18 protein-coding genes are annotated in these 25,988 nt (G+C 38.2%); 6 read left to right on the top strand and 12 right to left on the bottom strand.

Going from position 1 to position 25,988, the window contains the following annotated elements:
• Positions 1 to 2 precede the first annotated feature (2 nt).
• From lapB to EAE93_RS04155, 5 genes are all read left to right on the top strand, one after another.
• Positions 3 to 1,172, top strand: coding sequence for a lipopolysaccharide assembly protein LapB (gene lapB / locus EAE93_RS04175; RefSeq protein WP_036805774.1), 1,170 nt, complete (start codon positions 3 to 5; stop codon positions 1,170 to 1,172).
• A 46-nt stretch (positions 1,173 to 1,218) separates the two neighbouring features.
• Complete coding sequence (gene pyrF, locus EAE93_RS04170; protein WP_214039144.1) at positions 1,219 to 1,965, top strand: orotidine-5'-phosphate decarboxylase; 747 nt, start codon at positions 1,219 to 1,221, stop codon at positions 1,963 to 1,965.
• Positions 1,955 to 2,281: a stress response translation initiation inhibitor YciH gene (yciH, locus tag EAE93_RS04165; RefSeq protein ID WP_214039143.1), complete on the top strand. Its 327-nt coding sequence runs from the start codon at positions 1,955 to 1,957 to the stop codon at positions 2,279 to 2,281. The genes pyrF and yciH overlap by 11 nt, the downstream gene beginning before the upstream one ends.
• A gap of 384 nt (positions 2,282 to 2,665) precedes the next feature.
• The gene (locus EAE93_RS04160; RefSeq protein ID WP_214039142.1) at positions 2,666 to 3,271 is read left to right on the top strand and encodes a TetR/AcrR family transcriptional regulator; all 606 of its coding nucleotides are present in this window, start codon (positions 2,666 to 2,668) and stop codon (positions 3,269 to 3,271) included.
• Between the two features lie 32 nt (positions 3,272 to 3,303).
• Positions 3,304 to 3,783 carry a nuclear transport factor 2 family protein gene (locus tag EAE93_RS04155; protein WP_036805783.1) on the top strand — a complete coding sequence of 160 codons (480 nt, stop codon included), beginning with the start codon at positions 3,304 to 3,306 and terminating at the stop codon, positions 3,781 to 3,783.
• Between the two features lie 87 nt (positions 3,784 to 3,870).
• Here the strand turns inward: EAE93_RS04155 and EAE93_RS04150 are convergent, their stop codons facing one another.
• Both EAE93_RS04150 and EAE93_RS04145 read right to left on the bottom strand, forming a co-directional pair.
• Positions 3,871 to 5,151, bottom strand: a complete 1,281-nt coding sequence (locus tag EAE93_RS04150; RefSeq protein ID WP_214039141.1) for a type II toxin-antitoxin system HipA family toxin — start codon at positions 5,149 to 5,151, stop codon at positions 3,871 to 3,873.
• Entirely contained in the window at positions 5,148 to 5,501 is a 354-nt protein-coding gene (locus tag EAE93_RS04145) for a helix-turn-helix domain-containing protein (protein WP_044466998.1), read from the bottom strand. The genes EAE93_RS04150 and EAE93_RS04145 overlap by 4 nt, the downstream gene beginning before the upstream one ends.
• A gap of 277 nt (positions 5,502 to 5,778) precedes the next feature.
• On the opposite strand from EAE93_RS04145, the gene EAE93_RS04140 reads away from it, so the two are divergent.
• Positions 5,779 to 7,128 (top strand): Fic family protein, encoded by a 1,350-nt coding sequence (locus EAE93_RS04140; RefSeq protein WP_214039140.1) that lies wholly within the window; start codon positions 5,779 to 5,781, stop codon positions 7,126 to 7,128.
• A gap of 85 nt (positions 7,129 to 7,213) precedes the next feature.
• Here EAE93_RS04140 and EAE93_RS04135 read toward each other — a convergent pair whose 3' ends face one another.
• The 10 genes from EAE93_RS04135 to EAE93_RS04090 form a co-directional block, all read right to left on the bottom strand.
• The gene (locus EAE93_RS04135) at positions 7,214 to 12,124 is read right to left on the bottom strand and encodes a putative adhesin (protein WP_214039139.1); all 4,911 of its coding nucleotides are present in this window, start codon (positions 12,122 to 12,124) and stop codon (positions 7,214 to 7,216) included.
• Positions 12,125 to 12,625: 501 nt separating this feature from the next.
• Positions 12,626 to 13,675, bottom strand: coding sequence for a carbon-nitrogen hydrolase family protein (locus EAE93_RS04130; protein ID WP_110087485.1), 1,050 nt, complete (start codon positions 13,673 to 13,675; stop codon positions 12,626 to 12,628).
• A 404-nt stretch (positions 13,676 to 14,079) separates the two neighbouring features.
• Positions 14,080 to 14,271, bottom strand: coding sequence for a hypothetical protein (locus EAE93_RS04125; protein ID WP_110087345.1), 192 nt, complete (start codon positions 14,269 to 14,271; stop codon positions 14,080 to 14,082).
• Positions 14,272 to 14,468: 197 nt separating this feature from the next.
• Positions 14,469 to 15,395, bottom strand: a complete 927-nt coding sequence (locus tag EAE93_RS04120) for a YopT-type cysteine protease domain-containing protein (RefSeq protein WP_250150869.1) — start codon at positions 15,393 to 15,395, stop codon at positions 14,469 to 14,471.
• A 126-nt stretch (positions 15,396 to 15,521) separates the two neighbouring features.
• On the bottom strand, positions 15,522 to 16,436 hold the full coding sequence (locus EAE93_RS04115) for a hypothetical protein (RefSeq protein ID WP_214039138.1): 915 nt from the start codon (positions 16,434 to 16,436) through the stop codon (positions 15,522 to 15,524).
• A 72-nt stretch (positions 16,437 to 16,508) separates the two neighbouring features.
• Positions 16,509 to 18,140: a membrane-targeted effector domain-containing toxin gene (locus tag EAE93_RS04110; protein ID WP_214039137.1), complete on the bottom strand. Its 1,632-nt coding sequence runs from the start codon at positions 18,138 to 18,140 to the stop codon at positions 16,509 to 16,511.
• Between the two features lie 173 nt (positions 18,141 to 18,313).
• Complete coding sequence (locus EAE93_RS04105) at positions 18,314 to 19,225, bottom strand: Pvc16 family protein (protein ID WP_214039136.1); 912 nt, start codon at positions 19,223 to 19,225, stop codon at positions 18,314 to 18,316.
• A 24-nt stretch (positions 19,226 to 19,249) separates the two neighbouring features.
• Positions 19,250 to 21,331 (bottom strand): ATP-binding protein, encoded by a 2,082-nt coding sequence (locus EAE93_RS04100; RefSeq protein ID WP_214039135.1) that lies wholly within the window; start codon positions 21,329 to 21,331, stop codon positions 19,250 to 19,252.
• A 9-nt stretch (positions 21,332 to 21,340) separates the two neighbouring features.
• The gene (locus EAE93_RS04095) at positions 21,341 to 22,762 is read right to left on the bottom strand and encodes a contractile injection system tape measure protein (protein WP_214039134.1); all 1,422 of its coding nucleotides are present in this window, start codon (positions 22,760 to 22,762) and stop codon (positions 21,341 to 21,343) included.
• Positions 22,763 to 22,924: 162 nt separating this feature from the next.
• Positions 22,925 to 25,963 carry a hypothetical protein gene (locus tag EAE93_RS04090; RefSeq protein ID WP_214039133.1) on the bottom strand — a complete coding sequence of 1,013 codons (3,039 nt, stop codon included), beginning with the start codon at positions 25,961 to 25,963 and terminating at the stop codon, positions 22,925 to 22,927.
• Between the last annotated feature and the right edge of the window lie 25 nt (positions 25,964 to 25,988).

Raw genomic sequence — 25,988 nt, 5'->3', positions numbered from 1 at the left:
CTATGTTAGAGCTGCTGTTTCTGTTGCTTCCTGTGGCCGCTGCTTATGGCTGGTATATGGGGCGCAGAAGTGCTCAACAGGATAAGCAACAAAATGCTGATCGCTTATCACGAGAATATGTTGCTGGGGTTAACTTTCTCCTTTCAAACCAGCAAGATAAAGCTGTGGATCTGTTTCTTGAAATGCTTAAAGAGGACAGTTCCGCTTTTGAAGCTCATTTGACTTTGGGGAATCTATTCCGTTCCAGGGGGGAAGTAGAGCGGGCTATCCGTATTCATCAATCTCTTATGGAAAGCGCTTCTCTGACATTTGATCAGCGTCTGCTTGCGACGCAACAATTGGGCCGTGATTATATGTCGGCGGGTTTGTATGATCGTGCTGAAAATATGTTCGCTCAGTTGGTGAATGAAAAAGATTTTCGGGAAAATGCGTTTCAATCGCTGCTGACTATTTATCAATCAACCAGTGATTGGAAAAAGGCCATTGATATCGCCGAGAAATTAGTCAAGTCCGGTAAACATGATTTACGGGAAAAAATTGCCCATTTTTATTGTGAACTCGCTTTACAGGAGATGAGCGGTGATGATCTTGATGAGGCAATCAGTTATCTCAATAAAGCGGTTCAGGCAGATAAAAACTGCGCCAGAGTTTCTATCATGTTGGGGCGCTTGTTTATGGCCCGACAAGAGTACATCAAAGCGGCGGATGCTTTAAAATCTGTTCTTGAGCAAGATAAAAAGTTGGTTAGTGAGGTGTTGCCTATTCTCCAGGAGTGTTACCAGCATCTGAATCAGACTGATGAATGGGAAGATTTCCTGAGACGTTGTGTAGAGGAAGATTGTGGGGCCACGGCCGAACTTTTGCTGGCTGATATTATCGAGCAGCAAAAAGGGCATGAAGTCGCGCAAATTTATATCAACCATCGATTAGAGCGTCATCCGACCATGCGCCTGTTTTATCGCCTGATGGATTACCATTTGGCTGAGGCAGAAGAGGGGCGAGCGAAAGAAAGTATTATCTTGTTGAGGGACATGGTTGGTGAGCAAATTCGTACTAAACCTAATTATCGCTGCCATAAATGCGGCTTTACTTCTCATTCACTTTATTGGCACTGTCCATCATGCCGTTCGTGGGATTCAATTAAACCGATCCGTGGATTAGATGGTCAGTGACACCGTGTCATCATAATGTTGCTTTGTTAGTCAAAAAGGTTAAAAAATGACATCTCATACCTTAACGTCGTTCGGTAAACAGATTAGCTCGCCTGTCATTGTTGCTTTAGATTACGATAATCAGGATGCGGCGCTGGCTTTTGCCGATAAAATTGATCCGCAAGATTGTCGTCTGAAAGTGGGTAAAGAGATGTTTACCCTGCATGGTCCGCAGTTTGTTAAGTTGTTGCATCAACGTGGTTTTGAACTATTTTTGGATTTGAAATTCCATGATATTCCTAATACCACCGCCAGAGCGGTAGCCGCTGCTGCTGAAATGGGCGTTTGGATGGTAAACGTACATGCGAGTGGTGGCGCCAGAATGATGACAGCGGCGAAAGAGGCGCTGCTGCCTTATGGTCATGACGCTCCGTTGTTAATTGCTGTCACGGTATTAACCAGCATGGAACAATCGGATCTACAAGGTATTGGCATTGATATGACGCCAGCGCAACAGGCTGAAAGGTTGGCAAAACTGACTCAGGCATGTGGGCTAGATGGCGTGGTTTGTTCTGCGCATGAAGCTCAACAACTGAAAAAGGTTTGTGGTCAGAATTTTCAATTAGTGACTCCGGGGATTCGGCCGATGGGCAGCGATGCGGGCGATCAACGCCGTATCATGACGCCGGAACAGGCGGTATTGGCTGGGGTTGATTATATGGTTATTGGCCGTCCGATTACCCGTTCCGCTGATCCTGCGGCAGCATTGCGTCAGATTAATCAATCTATTGTGGGAGTGATTAATGCAAGATAATAATTCGCGTCTAGTCTATTCCACAGACAGAGGCCGTATTCAGGAAGAAGCGGTTAAACCTCAGCGCCCAAAAGGAGATGGTATTGTTCGTATTCAACGTCAAACCAGTGGTCGTAAAGGAAAAGGGGTTTGTGTAATTACCGGAATTGATGCTGATGATCAGGCACTGATTAAACTGGCGGCTGAATTGAAGAAAAAATGTGGCTGTGGTGGTTCAGTAAAGGACGGTGAAATAGAAATTCAGGGTGATAAAAGGGATTTATTGAAACAGTTACTTGAAGCTAAAGGTATGATAGTTAAATTAGCTGGTGGTTAACAGAAGGGCGGATATTCGCCCTTCATCCATTTTATTTCTTGGTCTAATTATTGGTAGTGTTTTTATTATTTATTTAATAATTCTTAAGTTTTTAATTAAAGATAATTCACAATAAATAGATTATTTTAAATATTCTGAAAAATAATATTTTGATATTATCTTTCCTTTTAAAAATAAATTTATATTTTTAAATTGATATAATAATCAATAAACGGCAGTAGGACATTTAATATTATTTCTTCGTTTCTTTGATAATATTTTTATTTAAAAGAGCTATTATGTGGAAATGAGCAGTTTTGATGAAAAAGGCGATGAGTATTATAATTGCTTTTTAAATCATAGAGATAACAATTTAAATTCATTTTTTTAGTAAAGAGGTTGACTATGGAGAATGATCGTTCTACCATGAAAAACATGGAAGGTGAGTCGGCACCCAACATCAGGGAAAACATGTTGGATGTTGTAGAGGAATTGATTTACACAAGGGGGATTGCGGCTACAGGTATCGATCTGATAACGCGCACGACAGGTTCCTCACGTAAAACAATTTATCGTTATTTTGGTACGAAAGAGGGATTGATTGAAGAAGTTCTTCGTCGGCGAGATGAACGCTGGATGCGGTGGTTTACTTCATCAATAGCCGAATATAAAACACCTAAAGAAAAATTGCTGAATATTTTTCTGGTATTACAACGATGGTTCGAAAGTGATGATTTTAGGGGATGTGCATTTATCAATACATCCGGTGAACGCCCTAATCCAGATGATCCTGTAAGAATAATTGCGAAAGAACATAAAGAGAAAGTTTTTACTTACGTGCTTTCTATTTGTGAAGAAATATCGCCAGATTCATCAGTGGATTTAGCGAGGAAACTCCTACTCTTAATAGAAGGCGCTATTACAACTGCGCATGTGATGAATGATACACACTATGCTTTAGAGGCGATGAATATTGCCAGGGCATTGCTGAATAAATGTGATGTGAGTTAATGAAATTTAATTATAATTAATTAGGAGACAATATGTCTAATACAAAAGAAATTCGCCAGCCGGTACCGCCATTTACTCGGGAAACCGCTATTCAAAAAGTCCGCTTGGCGGAAGATGGGTGGAATAGCCGTGATCCTGAAAAGGTTGCATTGGCCTATTCATTGGATACCCATTGGCGTAATCGCGCTGAATTTGTGCATAGCCGTAAAGAAGCTCAGGACTTATTAGCCAGAAAATGGGCGAAAGAGCATGAATATCGATTAATTAAAGAACTTTGGGCGTTTACTGATAATAGAATAGCGGTTCGTTATGCTTATGAATGGCATGACGATTCCGGTAACTGGTTTCGCTCATATGGTAATGAGAATTGGGAATTTAACGAAGATGGCTTGATGTACAACCGTTATGCCTGCATTAATGATCTTCCGATAAAAGAATCTGAACGTAAATTTCATTGGCCTTTAGGTCGTCGTCCTGATGATCATCCTGGATTATCTGAGTTAGGGTTGTAATCCTTTTTTAGGAGATGGCCGAAACGCGGCTGATTGCATGCTTGGCCTTCTGATAACGGAAGAATTCAGAAGGCCCGTATGTTGAATTTATCGTTTGAGATAAGACAGATTTCGGTTAATGCAGTCCGTGACCTGATGGAGTTCGTCAGCGGGAATATCATCAGTTACATTCCGTGCCGTATGGGCGAAGTCAGCGGCGACATCTGCCACTTCATCAATAATGTTATTCATTTTGGCCGATGCGATGCCTGCATCTTTGGCAATCTTAAGCAACATGGTGCGGGTGATATCTGTTCCGTGGCCGGTTACTGAGGTTTGATGTTGTCCGCCGGGTCCGTCCGCAAAGGTCAGATCATAGGCGGGGGACACCACCCACTCATTGCTTTCATTCAGAATAAAGGAGAAGTTCTTCACATGATCATCACGGTTATGCATCAACACGTTGAACACCATACGACGGGCTTGGATTTTTCGTTCAGCAACAGAGCGCGTGATGGAGCCAGTTGCCCGTAAGATATCTATGTAATCCATACAGGGTAATCGGAAGTCGGCATGTAGGGCGCCGGCCATACTCAGTACCGGCACTCGCATTCCATTCTCACGATCGAAACGCTGGACACCGAAAGCAGCAAGCTCCCCTTCAAGGCGAAAGTAGCGACTTGTGGGAAAATCAATGCCTGCCATTCTGGCCGTACAGGCGTAAGCTTCTTCAAGGGCGCAGACCCAAGGATTTTCCTCTGCTGCGGGAAATTTAACCAGCCAAGGCTCACTCTCAGGGAATGCAGTTGTTTTCATCTGGCCGGTGGATGGATTATATTCTACCTGTGCCTTTGGTCTGGCGCCGTGGGGCGAGCCGCCAAGTAGAAAAAGTTCGCGCAGTGCCTCTGAGTCCTGACCAGTTACTTCCTGACGAATCTGTTGAGCCAGCCCGGTCAAGTTCAGAATACTGTATTTGTCTTCCTGATCGTCCGGTAAAGGCAGAGCAGGTTGGTAGGTCATAGCCCCCATCGTGTTATCGCTCAGTAATGCCAGGCGTTCCAGGACGGAAATCCGGCCAGGATCGACATTATTACGGCGAAGGAACCGGTCCATAAGCAGTCGCCCCCAGCCATCCGGCAGGGAATCTGCGATGAAGCCCGGGAGCCAGTCCTGAAAGTGCTCAAAATTCGCGTAAGTCTCTGTGGTAAGTGGTAGTTGTAGGGGAGAGAATTCGATGCCATTATCAAGAGCTTCTTGGGTGTACTCAAATAAATAGCGGCCACGCACAGTACTTTCGGCCAGATGACCCAACACCCACTGTTCCCCTCGACCGCGGTAGACCACTTGTAGTCGGTTTAATGACCGGTACTGAAAGTTTCGCGTTGTCATTTTTTTGAGTCTCCTGATTGATGAGCGCGGCCATTGCCGGAGGGTTTCCGAGATGAACGTTGGGTTCGCCGGGCGCGTTGGCGAGCTGGTGCCTTCATGGCTTCAAGTTGTGCAATGCTGATCTGTTGTGGCGCAAACAGGGACTTCATTTCGTTCTCCAGTCGTAGAGCAAAGGCGACCTTCATAAAATTCTCAAGCGTGCCTTGTCCGCTGGCCTCAAGTTTTTTGAGCGCAGAGACGGAAATACCGCTTCTGAGCGCCAGCTCTGTCTGGAGCATGTTGCGCCGCAGTCGGTGCTCTCGCAGGCGGTTTCCAAGTTCTGCCAGCAACTCTGATTCGGTATAAAGCATTAGAGCCACAAATGCACCTCTTAAGTTTAAATTTTATAGTTAAGAGACTCTATTATACCTCTTATTTTGCAAGAATTTGAATATAAAAAGAGAGAGATTTAAGAGTTCTAAATGAAGCTTATAAATGTGTTTTATGTACTTTAAAGCTTTATATGAGTCCTTTATAAAGGAAATCCTCCGTTTCAAACAGTTTATGAATCTGGTTTATTCGTGTTGATCTCCTTAAGGATTTACTATCATACTTACCTATACATCAAATTTTAAAATATGAGGTAATATGGTAAAACATCCTGTAGAACAATCACCTAAACTTAATTTCTCAAATTTAGATTTTGTTAAATTCGGGGAATACCTCAGTGAATATAGCATTGTTGATAAACAGGGAAGATACCTTCATTGGAGTCAGCTTAAGTGGCGAGTTCCTAGTAAAGAAGCTGAACACATCTGGTATGCGGTAAAGTTCTGTAGAGATCAGGTAAAAAAAAGTACGGGCTTATTTGATAAAAGCGGGAATGAGTTTAGTTTTTGTATACATGATGCACTAGAACCAAAGTTGCACAAAATTGTACAACTTGGTGCAGGTAAAGTAGCCGTAATTGCAGGATCTCAAGCATCAGATAATATTCAACAGAATTACTTAGTATCATCTTTACTGATGGAAGAAGCCATCACCAGCGCTCAATTGGAAGGTGCGGCAACTACCCGAGCTGACGCAAAAAAAATGCTAGAGGAAGAATTAGCGCCCAGCACTCCTGATGAAAGAATGATTCTGAATAATTATATGCTATTAAAGCTAGCGGATAAAAGAAAACAAGAACCCCTTACAAGGGATTTGATGCTTGAATTTCACAGAATAGCGACTAATGGTGTATCTGAAAGCGAAAATATACCGGGGGAATTTAGATGCAGTAATGATATTTACATTGGCAATGATGACAATCCATTATTTTACCCGCCAAACTATGAGGAGTTAGAAAATAGGTTAGAAGAATTATGTGCTTTTGCTAACGAAAATCATAATGGAGAGGATGGCCGGAAATTTATACCACCAGTAATAAAAGCGATTATTCTTCACTTTATGATGGGGTATGAACACGCATTTAGAGACGGGAATGGCAGAACTGCAAGGGCAATATTTTATTGGTACATGTTAAAGAATGGATATGATATTTTTGAATATATTTCAATAAGCAAGGTTATCAAGGAGCACGCTAAAGACTATGGTATGTCATATCTTTATGTTCAAAAGGATTATGGGGATTTAACTTATTTTATCGATTTTAATGTTAATGCTATTCTAAACGCATTTGATGAATTACAAGAGTATTTAAGAGTAAAAACAAAAGAATTTTATGAAATTGTCGATGTGTTGGAAAATTCAAAGTATAAAAGTAAGCTAACCTTCATTCAGAAAGATTTAATTAAAAAAGGTGTAAAAGAACCCGGAAGATTGTTTAAAGTGAAATCGGTTCAAAATGTATATGATGTTAGCGAAAATACAGCCAGAAAGTTACTTAGAGAGCTTGAGGCAATTAATATATTTTTTCCTATAAAAATAAAACGAACAACTTATTATATTGCCCCCGCGGATCTACGTAGTAGGCTAAATAAGATGTCAAAATCGTAGGCAGAATTAGTACAGTTTAAAATAAATAAGGCGAGAAAACATTTCCCGCCTCAATTTAGTATTTCAAGTAATACAAAAAGACCTTTTAATTATCGATAAACAGGAAAGGCGCTATACCGACGATTTTTTCTGTTATGAGATTATAATGCAGATTTACTGCAATAATGGAATAAATAATTGCTCCATCAGGCGTGAGTGTCGCCGATCGTTTTGAACGTGAAAGAACCACTGTCGGTTGGAATTTGGGTTCATAACCACCGCCAAGGCCAGTATCATGTACTGATTTCATGTTGATTCTATTCAATTCTTCACGACAGGCGACAAAGGTGATTTCATCATATTTTGCCATCCTTTCGTCGGTTCTTAGTAGCGTAAAAATATCGGACAATTTTTTACGATTTCCAGCTTCCGGGCTGACTAATAGCGCGTCATATTTATTGATATTCGAACTGTCTGCTCTATTTTTCCATATTGCCGCCTTTACTTCCTCATCAGGCATTTTCTCATAATATTTGATACCATAATTTCTTACCCTGCCATGATTGGTTGTATTGGCTTCTACTCCGGTGGCTAGTAGATAATTTTCAATATCATCGGCAGTCATATTCTGAATATCATTCACAGTAAACGTTTTATCACCTATTTTCACACTAGCCGAACCAGCTTTATTACCTGATTCTATCGTTGCATAAGGTTGTATCGTCAAGCCACTATTACCCAATGTGACATCAAAAGGGGAGTTTAATGCATTTTCCGGTGCTTCCAATAATGTCTGCCCGTGAGGACCGAGAAACTGGATTGTTTTTCCAGCGGGGACTTGCGTCGCTGCACTATCAGAGAAGAAATATCCATGAGAACTCAGCATTAATCTATTCGCCGGTTCATTAGGTACTGTCCATAATTCGAATGCACCACCAAGCTCAATTTTCTGCGGTTCAAGTTGAGGATATTCTTTTTGTAAAATCCCCATTCTGGATTGTGCTTTTGTTTTTCTAATATCACCTGATCCAATGCCTTCTTCCGGTTTTTTATTAGCTTTTCTCCATTCCCTCACTCTATTACGGTAATCAGTAGCTGATTCACCGGGCATTTTTTCAGGTTTTTCATTGCCCACACCCATGACATTGCGGTGTGATTCATTGATATTTATTTTAATATTTTTCAATGGAATTTGACTATCGCCTTTACCATAATAAGGTTGAATAATATACTCACTTTCACCTTTGAATATGGCATATTCTGCTCTGAATCTATTTTCAGTCAATAAGGCCGAATTGTTTTCCAATAAATAATCGGGATCACTGAAATCAAATAACGTATTTTTATCGTTGGAATAATATTTTGTTCCCACAATTCGTGATTCTTCCAGCAAAGAAGATCCCCCACTGACTTTTTGATCAATCATTTTATTATCAATAGAAGTAAACCATGTTGGGTAACGATTATAATAGACATGTAACATCTCATGATATAAAGCGATAGCAGGTTCACGAGAACGCCAAGGCTCTTCGGTCAGTTTCTCTTCTGTACCAATCAGATGATTCTCTGGATCAAAGGTAATACTGCTACCGGCGCTATTACGGGCATAAAATTGACCATCTTTTTCTCGTACAATGGCATCCATCATCGGTGGTTCGATATTTAAGCCCTGTTTTTCAAGCTCCTGAATAACAATATTTCCGGAAGGGATCTCACTTATTTCATCGAGTACGTGAGTGACTCGATTAATAAATAGATCATTACCTGTTATTGTGATCCCCACAGGAGGAATATCTACACGGTTACTCTCTACTGATGTGTATTGTATTGTTTTTTGGATATTACCAGAAGAATATTTCGGCATCGGTGTGCCAGGTATCTCTTCAATAGCAAGGGCGATTTTATTGATTGCTGATGCATTAGGTAATTGATTTTCAATGGGATAGATTTCCCTTAATAAATAAGGCAGTTCAGTTTTGATAGCATTAATTTTTTCAGCCGAAATACTTAGGTTTTTTGGTAATGGATTGTTTTGTAATGGTAAAGTGACTTCACGTATCCAGGCTTGTTGAATATTCACTATCTCTGTGTTGAATAGGGCTTCTTTATCTCCAAGTTTGAGGGATTTTTCCAGGAAATGGTTTAATGTATCAGTAATGTTTGATAGTTTATCGATATCATATTTTTTATAATTTTTGAATGCGGTATTGATATGAATAAATGCATCCAATATTTTATCATTATTAATATTACTGCGTGCTGCTTCAAGCTCCTGATCTATTTTTTTACTTTGCTCCAGGATAAGAAATTTATTAGATACATCGGTATGAGTAACCCAATGTCCATTTTTATCTAATTTCACCGCAGGCCAGTAACTAAATTGTTCGGGATAAGCCGGGTTGGCTACGCGCCAAGTGTGGTTTGCTTCATCCCATTTGACTTGATAATTAGCGCCAGATTCCTTTATATAGTAGTTCTGTTTAACGGCTGTTTCCACACTAGTAGGGCGTATTGAATAAATCCCTTTATATATTCCTTCATTTGCATGAGGTATCATTCTATCAAGTGAAATATTGCTGACTTTCCATTCATTTTTAAGTTTGCCAAGCCCTATGGTACTTTTGCTAAAAATATCAGCGAAACTTTTCTCAAGTTTAATACTATTTTTTATCGCACCTACTGCGCTGACAACTCCTCGGTAAGTTAAGGTGAGTGTCGATCTGATCGGTAAAGGTTCGATTAAATCAATTAATCCGCCGAGTAGAATGCGAGAAGATTGGCGTAAAGTTGTGATGCCATGTTCAGGTAATGTCCTGATAACTGCTGTAATTAAAGCTCGTCCGGTCAGACCGGCTTGTCTGAGGCGCAATGTGGTTTGTGTGACTTTTGCAGCCATTGATTCAGTCAATGACATACCTAGAGTAGCAACAACTAATAGCACATTTGCTGTATCAAAAACAATTGAGCCAATATCTTCTCCAGTTAATTTATATTCACTATCGGTTGTTGCTTTGTAGATAACATTATAGAAAGGAATAAGAATAGTTGCCGCTATATGCCAACCAGAGGTAATATCCAGCGCTTGTTTACTTTTTATTGCGATGTCATTTAGACCTTGCTGTACTATATTCGTAGTAACAGAAAGTAAGTTCTCTTCTTTATAAAAATTAAATTTAGGTGAACCTGTGAAGCTAATCCCCACATTCATTCCTGAAGTTATACCGTAATAATCATTCCAGAATGCGTCGTAAGAATATTTATATCTGCTTGTTTCTGAGAAGCCACTCAAGGTTTTGGCCCGCTGATAGCCAATCGGAAACAGCCTTTTCCCTGTAGTGACTATTTGATTTTCCATAAATATTCCAATGCCTATCATAATCTTTTGCTCAATTAAAAATAAAGCATTGGGTCTAGACATAGCACGTAAAGTGGGCTGGCTGTCAACCTGCTGTTGGGTATATTTTTTTGCTTTCACTCCTCCTTGTATTGTTGAGACAACCAACCAATTACCTTGATACATTTTTATCATGGCAACATTTCCCATACCCTGTTCGACTGAATAGAGAAAGGCTTCTTCTGGTGGGTTAATAATTTCTTCAACAGTTAATTGCGCAGCCGGAGATGAAAGTATTAACTTACTGAGTAAAATGGATTCATAATGACTATATTTGTTTTTATAAACATTAAATTGTTCATTAAAGTTATATTGTGAATCAAATTTATCTCTCTTTTTGAAATCGATAAAAGAAAAGTATCCTGCTGGTTTTTCGTTACTTTTATTGAAAGGATTAAATTTTTTCTTGTCATTTTCAAATAATTTTATTGTTTCTAATGTAGAATACTTAAATGCTTGCTCAACATTAGCATTTTCTTTTCTCATTCGATAAATGATTGCTGCTGTTAAAATAATACAGCCTTCCATTTCAATATGTTTTGATTCTTGAGAAAGAATATGATCAGTATCATAGTGAATATTATATTTTTTAAATAATAATTCAGCCTGATCTTGAGCAAAAATAATATCGCGATAATCACCATGACCTTGAGTCATTTTTCCGACTTTAGGGGCAATCTGATATAATAGGGAGCCTAATGAAGATAAGACTAATAGATGATACTTAGCAGCTTGTAGAGTTTGCAGTTTAAGAATATCTTTTTGGCTGTACTCAGTACGATGTTGTTTTTTTAATGCGATCTCTTCTTTGGCTAGTAGAGATAATAGTATGTCATCTCCAATACTAATACTTTGGTTTGTTTCTGAGTGAATAATCGGAATTCCTGGATGAATATTATTAGCGGAAATTAAACTATTTACCTTTTCAATGCCTTTTTTATAGGATTTGAAAAGATCCTCTTTATCTTTGATTCGTTGGTTATAATCTGATTTTTCTTTGTCATTTAATGTTAAATTTCCATCTGACATAAAAGTTAGCAATGCATCTGAATATAGCTCATCATCGATATCTACGGTAGAGAATGCCTGACGATATATTTTCAGTAAAGGTTCTTCGGCATTAATACCTAGTTCCTGCCATATATCAACTTTATTTTGTTCTAAATCGGCTTTATCCTTACTTATGTTTCTTATTTTTTCATGAATTTCTATTTTTGATATTAAGATATTGATTGCTGTATCAATATCAGCGCTATTATAATTTTTTATAAAGAAGAGATTAAATATATTATTAATGTTATTCAGTAAATCAGAATATTTTATCTCAGAATATTCATTGAAAACAGCGTTCACAGCTTGTTTCAAAGTCTGTTGTAATTTAGCTGAGTATTTATTATAAGAAAGTAAATTTTCTATGGTATATAGAGCCATTTCCTTAATATCAGAAGTTATCAAAATTGGATAGTTTTGATTGCCTTTCAGCAGGGAAATAAATGGCTTATCTTCATCTTTATTATTATCTCGCTTATATTCCCAATATTTTCCATTGACTACGGTATATTCCGTTTCTGTTGACTGATAGATCTCTTTTTTATTTTCGATATCGTATTCGGAATGTGGCATATAATCCTCCAGGTTGATTAAATTTATTATTTATCTATATAGCTACCGTATTCATCTGATTTACGGAGATGATTGTCCATATAAAAATATTATTTTGTGATTTTAAAGTCACAATCGTAAGGCAGGGTGATTATAGTTGATATTGGTTAATATCAAATATCAATTAATAACATCATAAAATTATTAATTAGTATAACTATATATAAATATTTATTTATAGTTTTTTATAATATGGTTAAATATAAACCAATATATCCATTGATAGGTGGGCTGAAAGGCTTTTGTAGCTAATACGGGATGTTTATTAAAGTTACTCTGTGGTGAATAGTAAACAGTAGGAATAGTACATATTTGTAAAGAAATGGAAAGAGAAATGTTATTACTGTGAGGAGATGATGCTAATTAAACGTTTTTTATTGATTGGAATACAGCCGTGTAATTGGGGAATAACGTAGTTAAATCACGGCTGCAAAATTTAAAATAAACTGATTTTATCCGTTATTATTTGGCATCGATATTAATCGCTGTAGATGCTTTCTCTAATGGATCACAGATACTCTCTTTTTCAATACAGACTTCGCTATCACAGCAATAGTCTTGCTTCATGATAACTGGTTGACGTCGGGTTTTATCTAAGAGAAGGCAGGTGACATCAGGTCGTGAATAGTGTCCAACGGGGTCTGCAACCGCTTTTGCTAAGGTAATCGCACTCAGATCGATATCTGCATACAGTAATCCTTCTTCATTTTGGGGTAATGGCTTGGCAAGCTGCTTGCCGTCCGGACCGTATATACAGGCATAACCTCCGCCTATTTCAAGCAGAGATTTGTGTTTTTCAGTTTGGCACATCATATCAATCATTTCTTGGGAAACCAGAGCGCAAGCACCAATGAAGAAACATTGACCTTCTAATGCATATACGCTGCTTACTGCCGTATTCATTTCACCGGATAGGCCATGAACATGCCCTTTATAGACAGAAAAACTTGGCCAGGCAGCGATATGGACTTGTTCATCTTGGGCAAACATCGCGTATTTTGATAGAGGTTGGATATGTTCCCAGCAGTTTAGGGCGCCAACTTTACCAAGAGGCGTCTCGACAACGCTCAGGCTACTGCCATCACTTTCACCAAAAAGCGTTCTTTCTACATGAGTAGGTTTTAATTTTCTCCTTGCTAATAATGTCTTGCCGGTCTGATCAATGATGGATTGGGACATATAAAGAGTGCCTTTATCTTTCTCACTGAAACCAAGCACCACCATAATATTATTATCGGCGGCGGCCTGTTCAATACGTTGGTATTGATGACTACCGATAATTAATGAATTGTTGTGATACTGCTTGATGAATTGCATGCCCCAGAGAGGGGAATCCAGCCAGATAAACCACGGATAGCCCGGAATCCAAGTTTCAGGGAAAGCAATCAACTTAGCACCATTATTAGCTGCTAATTCAATTAACGTGATAGTTTTTGTAACGGTAGCTTCAAGATCAAGGAAAACGGGAGCCGCCTGAACGGCGGCAACACGATATATTGTATTTGTTGACATAGTTAGTTATCTCTTTGGTGTAGGGGTATCCATCATAATGTGGATTTTAAGTCCAATGGTATAGAATTTACGCTTTATTTTAGAATATATAACTGTGTCCACATTTTTTTAGTAAAAAATACCATTGTTTTATATTGTGTTATTTTTGTATGCAATAATTGCTATTTTTTTATAGAAAAAACTTATTGGTACGTAAAACCAATATATCGATCTAGAATTATTCATCTGATGTCGGTCATAAATCAAACTACTTAGGGGCTGTAATGTTATTTTTTGATCATTGAAATTAAAAAAATCCCTGACAATATTTGCCAGAGATTTTTTTATAAAATACTATTTTTATGCTTAATTAATGGATGTTTATTCTTCCTACTGCTTTTTAGTCCATTCAGAGGGCTTGATAATCAGTCGATCAATTTTTTGCTATTGAAATCCTTGTATTCCTTGCGAAGGGACAATAAGAAATCTAGATCTTGTGCGGTATAGTACAAATACCGTGCTGATAGAGTAAATGAATCTGCATTTTCCAGCGCTTTTCTGGCGCCGGCGGCCCGACGTTGTTTCTCCGTTCGGTCCTGCTCATTTGCCGGTGGCATAAGGATATTGAGTAAATCAGTTAAATCGTGTGAGCCAGAGGAGGAGAGAACGCCAATATATTGAGTGTAGGCGTACCGGTATATACGGCCGGGTCGAAGGTAGATGTCATTTTATCTATTGCTCCTTGATTTGATGGCTGTTCTAAAAAAAGAGATGAAAGAGTAATCTGGAGAACAAGTTAAGTGAGCGTCGCGGATTATGGCTCTTTAGGCTCGTAATTGAAGACTTCAAATTGTTTCCCCAGACCAATTTCCAGGTTGTACCAAGATTTTGGCCAGAAATCGTCAGTGAACCAGTGAGAAAACGAAGTTATGTTTGGGAAGCTGAATTCGCCGAAGTTGGGATCAAAGAAAACGACACCTTTCTGATCATTCACATAGGCCGCTACAGTATGTCCAGCCATTTTTCCGAGAAAACTAATTTTCTTGTAGCCTGAGCCTTTATCACCCGTATCCAGAATGGCGCGTAATAGGTCTGTTGTACCTTTGTTACCGGTTTGACCGACTATCTTGGATGAGTGTTCGTCCTCGTCGTTTTTTTGCATGCTTGGCTGAACGCCTTGAGTACCAAGCCAGTACTCTGTCATGGTACTTTGTTCATCATCCAGATAACCGTCCATCTGTAACTGTTTAATGGAAACCAGTGAGTCGATATGAAATTTTCCCTTTTGGCCCCCGACATAGAGTTGGTCAAAGATGCTTTCACCCTTGGCATGGGCGCTTATCCAATGAGCGGATATAGACTCGCAGACACCGCCTGAGGTGTCTTTGTGTTTCATGATTTGGTCTAGGAAAGTACCTTTGGTTTGGGCAAATTTGAAGGTGACTTGACCACCGTGTTTACTCGCCGAATTTCGGACTTTACCTAATCTGGTTCTGACCCCGAAATGCATGAGCCTGTCCATTATCATGCTAGGGGAGAATCGACTTTCTTGGTTTTTCTTGCCATCGGTGGTTAGTTCACGATCGAGCATAGAATGGCCTGGCAGATTGCGTTGTAAAGTGGCCGAGAAACGTTCCTGTAACCCAGGTCTTTTTCTGTTAGTGTATTGAGAATTAAGTTCCAATGGAGTTGTGGTATTTATATCCTCCTTATCATGTCCGATAGAATCCCTTAGTTGCATTGGGCATTTTTGGAGTTTTTCTTTTTCACTGTATTCGTGTTCCATATATATTACCTCTAAGTTAATTTTTTTATTGTTGAATATTAGACTGATATTTTAAGGCTTACTTTAGCCTGTTTATTTTTATCAACTATCAGTACGAGATCTTATATTTTTTGGTTTCTTGCGTTTTGAAAAGATAAATGATTCTGGAGATATATTGGTGTCACTGTCATGTATAGGAACAGATTTCTTTTCTGCAAAGATTATTTTTTCTTCAAGGATGGTGTTATTTTTCTTTATAGGTGGTTGGCTTGGGTTAAGATCAGCAATCTGTTTGATCTCTTCTAGATCATTAATTACACGTGTGATAGAGTGGCCTGGAATTTCTGGTGAAATCAGCACCTCTTTGTCTGCAAAGGCGTTTTGAGCAATGTTGCTATTTGCGGTACCAAAGAAAGTATTATCCGGTTTATTCAGGTCGAAGATTTTAGTGGTATCAGGCAGCTTATTAACGTCGATTTCTATTATTGGAGACCATGTTTTTTCTGGTCTTAGCCTTCTTTCTGATGCGGGTCCAATCCCATTCCAATTCCTTACAGTATTCTGCGCGGCCCCTCGCTCGTCACCTGTAGAGATGTAAGGGCTTAATACATCATCACCGGAAACATGTTGTGCAATAGGAGTATTAGCGCTGGAAGCGGTTGCTATAATTGAAGCATATGTCGGCCATTCTTTTAATTTTTTATATTCAGCAGCTCTATCCAGATGTCTATCTTTGAGTTCTGTAAATAGATTACCATCAGGTGACACCGATACTTGATCTTTTGTAATGGGGTCTCGTTTGTTTGAGGCTATCATACGGATTGCACGGAATAGTTTTTTTCGACCAGTTCTATTAATAAAATCTTTCGGTGTTTCATATTTATCTTCCATATTAGAAGTATTTTGATTGTTTCTGGACAAATCTAATACTGGTAAAAATAGTTTTTCTTCATAATTATCTGATTGTGTTGAGCGCTTTCTTTTTCTATCATCGGTTTTACCGTATTCGTACACCATAATTATCACCTATGAGTTTTTAGTGGGAAGTATTTATCTTGTGGTCTTGTTATATTAATGATTGTACTATAGCTAAGATGTTAATTGAATACGGGGTAATTCAACCACATCATCATAACGTTTGCGTTGGTTGATATTATCGACCTGAGCTGTAAAACGATTATTTTCATCTACCTTGAGAGCCGGTAAACCAAGACGATGGGTAATGCCTGGTAAAAAGTGATCAATACCTTCATGGGATTGCAAATGAGCATTACCATAAATGGCAACGAACTTCTCTCCCGCAGGCAATTGTCGTAAACGCTCTACCGCCACGTTATTAGCTGCCCCTGCACGATACATCAGGCCATGTTGTGTTCCTTCCACGGTAGGGCGAGTTGTGCTGTTGTTATCTAGTGCAATGATTTTCATCTGCTTGCTTCTGGCTTGTTCAAACAAATTCGCAGATAAATGTTTAGTCTTAAGCATTGCGGCCAGTTCAGCAGGCATGGGTTCATTCCCACTTGCTAGGAATTTATCTATCAACGGTTGAGCTAAATCTGAGCGTAGGTGTTCCAGGCCAATGACTGTCACGCCATGCGCTTTTAATACCTCCATCTGATCTTCGACAAAACGTAATCCGTTCAGATCTGAGCCATGACTTTCACCAATCAGTAGCCCTTGGCGATCTTTAAGTAAAAGAGACAACTGGCTGTTCAGATCCACATTGTTATTCAGTTGATGATTAAATTGCGTCAGCGCATCTGAGGCAAATTGCTTATCCCAAGCAGTCACATCAGTGTCATGAGAGCTGTGATATATTGCTTCTATTTGTGCCAATCTGCCTTGTTCCAGTTGTGCCAGATAGGCAGGATTAGCAAATCGGTGGAGCAAAATTTCTTCTTGCGATTTAGTAGAACCTGGTTCAGCTTGTTTGGCTGCTTCCTTAAGGAAATAGACCGCCATCTGCACGCTTTCAACTCCAGTCATATCTAGCAGCTCATTATAGCTGTAACCAAGATGGGCCTGTTTATTTTGTTCATCAAGCCGGGTATGAGTCAGCAATCCCTTATTCTGGGCGGTGTCCAACCACTTTTTAAAGTCATCAAATTGAGCGCCTAGCTCCACGTGAAACTTAGGTTCAAAAGGTAGATCATTGGGAATTTTTCCTTGATAGCCTGTTTTAGCAGCAAGATAGGGATCTTCTTTTACCCAACGCACCATCAGATCGGTCAGCCCAGGTGTATTACCTGTGGCCTCATCACGAGCAATCTGGTAGATATGCGATGCCATTTCAGGGCGAGTTTCCGCCATTTCCAACAACGAGTGGCGTATTTTCTGCAAAGTACCGGTAAACATCAGATCCCCAAACTGCGTTTGTATCCTTCTCAGGGCAGTATTACGTTTAGAATCAGGATGTTCTTCTAGGTAACGGATAATGCGTCGATACAATTCGAAACCTGTCGTCAATTGCTCATTCCCACTTAGATTATGAAGATGCTCAAGTCCATCCAGAATTCCCTGATAGGAGGGACCAATCCGTTTGGCAAAAACCGAAGCCTCTTTACGTAAATTATTGCTGGTGATGAGATCGTGGAGTAATGGATTATTCTGATTACTTTGAGACAATTCTAGTGCCTGTTCAAATGATTTTTCTTTATTATTGTCTAATTGTATCGACGGTTTTCTTTTTCTTTCGATGGTTTTATCGTATTCATATACCATATTATCACCTGTTAATTTTCGGGAAGAGGTATGTTGGAAATAAATACTATATAGATTGACTATTGTCATTTTATTTTTAAAAAATAAAGTTAAGTATATTTTAATATATAAGCAAAGTGATTTTATAAGAAATTTTAATTGGTGTTGCAGTGGGTTTTTTATATAAATATGAATTAGAGATTTTTAATGGCTATTAGTTTATCAGATTTATCTTCTGAAGTAATAATACCAATATTATTTATCCTAACAACGGCACTATGACTATTTTTCCATGTCGAGAGAATACCTTTTATTCTAGGTAAATAATCCAAACGGGTAATACCAGAAACTTCAAGAATTACGTTTTGATTATTCTGATTTTCATTATTTTCCTTAGCAGGTTTGGTTGTCAGATTCACTTTCGAAAGGGCAAGGTGAACATCTTCTGTGCCGCCTAAATCGGCACACAATTTTCTAAATAAAGCTTGGTTTATTTGAGAATTATCCAGATTTGGTTTTTGTTCCATAGAAGCGGAAATCTGGCTAACGGGTTTTATGACGTCTTTAATATCTTGAAGCTTTACTGGTGCGGTGATTGAATATAACAAAGAAAGGCGAGGGCGGTTGCCGAGCGCTTGCCAAAAGTTACCTAAACTATTTAGATTTTCTTGCGGTGGAATGACTCTGGTATATGCCGCTGGAATTTTAGGTAATTGTCGGTTGTTAACTAATGCATTTAAAATAGCTGTCATGACGCGTGCAGCTTGATTATTGGGATGACTGTCAGGGTTAGAGGCATCTCCTGATGGTTGGTTTGAATGCCAGTAAGTAATTAAATAGTTGTAATTAATATTTACCCATCCAGACAATAATGAGTTGGTGGCAGGATTATAACTCCTTGGTTCCGCGGAGCGTAATTGTAGATCTTCATGTATATCATAAAGAAATACACTGACGGTAGGTTTAGCAGGAGTTGAATTAATTTCCGGTAGATCAAAACGGATATCAATTATTTGGTTAGAGGTGTTTAGATGTTGAGATAAAATTTCATGTAATGCGGTATTGACTGCAACAATCGCATTATTAGGATCAATTATATTTGTCATATCGACTCCAATCTTATTAAACGTTTAAAAAAACAATCGACCAGTTTTATTCAATTCGAGAATAACTGCCCGTTCTATATGTTTGTTATCAATCTTTTCACTATTATCATCTACTGCTAATATTGATGCTAATAAAGCAATATTTCGGATATTCGCACCCGTCAGATCTGTTTGTTTAGACAAATGATCAAAATTAAGTTCGTCTGATAAATGTAGTTGTTTAGGCCAAATTGCCTGCCACATTTGTTTACGTAATATTTCATCGGGATAAGTAAAATGGGTAATAAAGGTAAAGCGGCGGTTAAAAGCGCTATCTAAATGACTACGATTATTAGTGGCTAAAATCACTAATCCGGGATAATTTTCCAAGCGTTGTAGCAAATAAGAAACTTCAATATTGGCATGTCGGTCTTGGGCATCTTTGGTTTCACTGCGTTTGCCAAATAGGGCATCGGCTTCATCGAAAAACAGCACGCCGGAATCGGCTTCGGCCAAATCGAAAATTCGAGAGATATTTTTTTCCGTTTCACCGATATATTTATTCACCACGCTAGAGAGATCGACTTTAATCAGATCAACGCCAAGATGCCCGGCAATCACTTCTGCGGCCATCGTTTTTCCGGTCCCTGATTCACCATAAAATAGGGCGCTAATACCGGTACCATAACCTATTTTCTCTTGAAAACCCGCGTTTAATATTTGGTTTCGGTAATTAATAGCGGCAATAATTTCTTTCAGTTGTTGAGTTAATCCCTCTGAAACCACCAAGTCATTAAAATTGCGTTTGGGGGTTATTCGTTGGGCTAATTTACCGAAATTTTGTTGGGCGCGGAAATTTAATGCCTTACGCAAATCGATCTCCTTCAATTGGTCTTCTGGTTGCCGGATTATTTGATATTGAACGGCTTCTTTAATAATTAAAGGTAACGTTTCGGGAGTAAATGAAAAACGCTGACATAACTGAGTAAGATTAATTCCTTGATCGGCATTATCTGGCAGATTTTCTTTTAGCATTGATTTTTTCTCTGCCGGCGTTGCTATAGGCATCTCAATTTGTACCATTGGCAGATGTTGAATCCATACAAATGAATCTCCCGGTTCTACCAGACAAACTACACGTAATTTTGGTTGATTCAGCAGGGTGGACAATTCGCTTTGATATATTTTCTTTTCCTCTGCAAATAAAGAAAAATTGCGGATTAATAAGCAGGCATTGTGTAGCCGGGCTTCCCGTATTGCGTCTGTTAACAGGCCGGGTTTAGTGTTGATATTCTCTTCGTCCGGTAGATGGGTTAAATCGAGAATTAAGGTACTGATGTCATGAAGTGCCATAATATTATTGACTGCTAATTCTCTGGCGCTCTCTTGTTTCCCTTTGAGAATCACCAGTGGGCGTACTTCATCTATCTCATTTAACAATATCTTTTTAAGTGAATGATAAAGGGTTTGCGGATACCAAGTCTGTGAGGTAGAAGAATGCCAATAAGCACAGGTTATCAGGGGAGGTAAAATAACCCGTTGGCCGGATAAAAAATGCCAGACGCTACTGTGTGTTAAAAATTGCGTTTGCAGCCAAATGGGTTCCTCATGGTTATTAAGCTGTAACAGATGGTGATTGATTAATGGTGTCTGAGGCAGAAAGCTATTTTGCAGTAATTGCCAATCACTTTGGCGTTGGCTAAATAATTCAATTGCTAAAGCAAAACTGGGCCACTGCTTTTTACTGTTACCGTGCAGAAAAGCAAATAGTGCATGATAACGACTGTCAAAATGGGGTAATAAACCCAATAGTAAAGTATCACGCTCAAATTCAGTCAGTTCAAAACGTTCTATCAACAATGATAATGTACCGGTAATAGTTTTATTCTCTATTTCCTTATGAATAATAATATCACTCTGTTTTAACCAATGAGGCATGCCTAATGGTTTTATCAAACGTTGCTCTATTTCATCTTCGGTCAGTAAAAAACTTTCCGGTAAGGAATCGTACCAATTTCCCTTTTGATAATAGTAGCGTTGTAATAGCAGATCAATACGCTCCAGATGAGGATAAATCCAATGCAATTCTGCTGCCATAAAGTGGTTATTTGTCAGAGGTAAGTTCATATAAACCTTTTAAATAGTTTGCCAGTTGATTAGTAAAGGATGATCCAGCCAGGGTAGTTTGGCGATATTTAATGGCCAAGGCCAGTCAGATAATAGTGCATCAAACGGTTGATGTTGTACCGTGATATTGATTTCTTGTTCATCTATTCGTAATTCACCTGGTCGTTGTAAAAATAACTGACGGGCGTCATTACGGCTTAATTTCTTCCATGCGGGAAGTTGGGCGATAGCTGCGTCCAGCCATTGATCTATTATTAACTGTTTCTCTGGTTCAATGGATATTGATTCGATATTTTCGTCAGTCATTAGCCCACATAAAATAGAGTTTAACCCTTTACGTTCTATCGGTGCTTTTTCAGTTCCCCAAATGAGATAATCAAGGATAACAACGGCACTGAATTGAGCTTGACGATGGATAAATTTCTGCTTTTCAAGTAGACCAAGTTGATTAAACAGCGCAGGTAATATCGGCCATAAAACTAATATTCCAGCATTGTTTATCGGTTGTTCAGGTAATAAAATTGGTTCAGGGAGTTGTGTGTTGTCATTTCTAGGTTGGTTATGGTTATTTTCTCCTGTTGTAATAAAGTATTTCGACAGGTATTGGTATTCTTCAACCGATAGATATTTTTTACAGTATTGTGAAACGGGTATTGTTTGCCAGAGTGGTTTTAACCAATTATTTAATGGAGAATTACCGGTTGCAGTCTGGCGAAATAGCGCAATAATAGATGCGATATTAATCTTACCATTATTAATGCCAGTCGTGATACGTGAAATAATTTTCGCGTCGGGTTCAGGTATTTCTTGTGTATTATGTTGTTGTATATATTTCAGAGCATTCAGTATTAATTGCCAGGAGGAAACTGGTTCCTCCTGATGTTGCGGTGTGACTGTGTTCTCCGATAATTTTCGACTAATGGCAGTTAATAAAGCGGGTTCTCTGATAGCCAGAATGTTTTGCAGACTATGCTCAGATAAACAGCTTCTTGCTAATAAAAGTGTCCAGTTATTTTGTATATGAGATAATTGGTTAATTAATTCTTTAATGTTTACATCAGTAATTTTATTCTTCTTAATTTTCTCCATCGGGTTTAATGTGGGATTTTTTTGATGTAAGTAATGAATAAATTTCTCAATATCAGTCTGATTATTTACCTGATATTGGCTTAATGCTTGAATTAATGTAGCATTAAGTAGAATAGGAAACAGTGAATTAAAATCATCTAATCTTATTTCGCCAAGGTTCAGGGTAAGTGTTTCCAAATAGATATTTGCATTAATGATATATGGGTTAAAATAAGAATTGATTAACTTATTTATACTGGATTGATTAAGCAGGGAGCCATGTAATACTTTTTTAGCTACCTGTGGATTATTGGCTGTAATAGTAATAATAATTCGATTTAATAGATTTGGATCTGAAACCATATTAATATTCTCTTTGTAATTAACAGATATAGAGAAAGCTAAGAGTGAAATATTTCATAGAATCGCAATAATAATTGCCACAGGATATTAATACACTAAAATAACTTATGAATATTTGGATTCATAGATATCTTTGTAATATTAGATATCATAAAATAATCCTTATGAAATCATTATTTCTTCACTGTATTCTTCTACTGAAGCAGAAGGTTTCTTTCCTAGTGTTAATGTTTCTAGAATTCTATATGCGTGATCACCTAAAGGAGCGCCATTATTTTGCCAAAGTTTATAAGTGCTGGCAAATTTTTCGAATTCTTCCGATGATAGCCAATGAATAACGAGTGAGATATGAGCGGGCAGTTCAGCTAAAATTTCAGTTTTCACCCAAGATTCTAATTTGTAAAAATCAGTAGTGCCGCTCTTAATGCGTTCTCGATTCAGTACTATGCTGACTACAAATGAAAATTGGTCAGATTGGATATATCTTTCTCCGGAGAAGTACCAATAAGAGTGCGATGCGTTGCTTTCCGATGGAAAATTATTTATTTGATCTATGTTTTTTTCAACTAATATTCGTTTTTCTATACGATCAAATTCTTTTACCTGTGTTTTAAGCTCATAATCCGGGTCAAGTTTTAGTATTATTTCATCATCCGCTTGGAACATATCAAAAGGAAAACTATCGTAAGGAGAGTCATCGGGTTGTTTTCTGATGGTAATCCAGCGTTCATTTTCATTTGAGGTTGTATCGGCAGAAATCAATTTATATGTGCGTTCCTCTCCGTATCCGTAATCATATTTTGTGTAGGACAAGCAGTGGTGTGATATATATTCTCTTGATGGAAATTCGTTTTTTGAATTTACATCTTTTCTAAGTAATATCCGGTTATTAGCACTATCAAGTTGCACAATTTGGGTTGTAAGTTCATAATCGGACTTGGTTCTTATTGTGATTTCATCATTCTTTTCGATCATGGCAGGGAAGGGGTTTTGGTCATTAAGGGTAATCCATCGTTTATTTTCGGTTTCTTCTTGATTCTCTTCACTGTCATAAACGAGTTGATAATCCATATCTTCTATCCACACGGAACTATTGCGCCAGTGCAGGCTATTAAGCTGCTTAGATGCGTTTTGTAATTTGTCCAGATTGTTTTTTAGATCATTATTGTTATTGGTGTTAATAGTGAATGTATCTCCTGTCACTTCAGTGATCATTAGGTTCAGAAATTTGAATACATTGTAGTCTTCTCTAAATTCCAGATTAATAACTTGACCTTGCATTAAATGGCCTGCTGTATCAGTTTGTGTAATCATGACTTGATCATTTTTAATTTCTAGATTATCAGGTGTTTGGTCATTATTGAATTTTTCATTAGGTTTTATTGGTAAGAGTTGACGATGTTCAATTAAATAAAAAGGGAGTTTATCCAGTTCTGGTGTTTCTTTGAAACACTCTCCTCCCAGACCCAATCGGGCGGCAATGCGTTTTTGTAGCGCTGACACTTTATCAATACGAATATTATTACGTTGATAGGCTAAGCCAGGTTGTTGAGAAAGATATTCGCGCTGAGTAGATAGAAAATCTTCCTGAGAATTTGAGTTTTGTGATAGGAGAGGGGTTGCACATTGCGCTCCAAAATATTGCAATAGATAGTCTAACATCGCCAATTCTTTAGTATAGTTTTTATCATTATTATTGATTTCAGCTTCATTATTCATTTGATTAATTAAATGAGATTTTATGTTTTGATGAGTATTTTTATTTTGAGCTACAGTATTTTCTTTAAAAGGCCATTGAGTACCACGTACAGTATTCCCTCGTTGTTTAAAAGCCAATAGTTTTGGTAACAAGGCGAGATCAGCGCAGTGATTAGCCAAAGTTTGTTCAAAAGGTAACATGAACTGATGTAATTGTACTTGCTGTTGGGTATTAGTTTGTAATCCATAGCAAGCGGGTAATTTATTGCTTACCGGATAGTAATCCAAGACCTTACGATATTTACCCCAATCCAGTAATTCAGGTTGTGTTTCAATCAGAGGCTCTGCAATGAGCTTTTCCTTTACATCTTGTTTGGAAACAACAATTTTAACGCCACCTTTGGCTGTAATGGTGAGTGGGCTATTTGATGAGGTAATTGACTGTAAGGGATCGTTGCCCCATAGTCTGGGATAGAACCCCTGATCGATTGTCCAGGACCAATTATCGTTTGGTAGTTTAGAAATTCTTTCATTATCCTTATCTAACGTGAATTGGGTAACTTTTTTGATTCCTTTGATTCTCAGTAGTTGGTTAACTAAGGGACTTAGATTTAGTTCTTTAGGTTTGGTGTAATCTTCGTTTGAAGGTAATTGGGGAATCCAACCATGACGTAAATAGGGCCCATTAAAAATTTCTTCACTACTGTAACCCATTTCTCTCATAGCTTGGGTGGTATAACGTCGTGGTTTTTCAACTACCATTTGTTCTGCCGCCGTGTAAACTTTAGTGAATATATCAGTGATATCTTTAACGTCATCATCAAGTTGAATATCAATTTTCAATGGTAGATCGATGGGTTCCAGCCAAATAATTTTACTGATTGATTCTCCTAAGTTGCGATTGTCCCTCAGAAAATCATCCAACTTTTTCTGAGCTTGAATTCTATTATCTTGAACTTTTTCGGTTTCTCGACTAGGGAGTAAATAAAGCCAATAATTTCCCCTGAGTGTTAACTTTAACTGTGATGAACTGCTATATTGCTTTTTAATAAAACTGTATTGCCGTTCTTGTTTGTTATACCAGTATGTATAGCGTTGATTTTCAGGTTCATGAATAAGTTGCACGTCATCAAAGAAGAAATAACCATCTCTTTTGTCGTTGCTATGCAAATCCAACAAAGCTCGGCGATAATCCTCTTCGGTGATAGGGCCACAAGTCAATATTTGTTGTGGGCCAAACTCTTTAGGGAAAATACCGTCTCTGGATGTTTGTTCCTCTTGTTTAGGAGTAAGAAGATCTTTCAGTGGTAATGAATGACGGTAAGCTAAATCAGACGCGCCATAACAACAAGCTTCTAATAAGGTGATGCCTGGATCATTTTCCCCCATATCGTTCCAACATTGGCCGGATTGTTGTTCAATAACGGTTTTTGCCTGAGTAAGTAAGGTATCAAAGGCAATATCGTCTTTAATAATGGGAAATAGTCTATCTTGATTATTCATTTGTTAACTCCTTCGTTTAGGGGGG

This window comes from Photorhabdus akhurstii, from assembly GCF_018448925.1.
In the GTDB taxonomy this organism is placed as follows: domain Bacteria; phylum Pseudomonadota; class Gammaproteobacteria; order Enterobacterales; family Enterobacteriaceae; genus Photorhabdus; species Photorhabdus akhurstii.
This window is presented reverse-complemented; position numbering and strand designations above follow the sequence as displayed.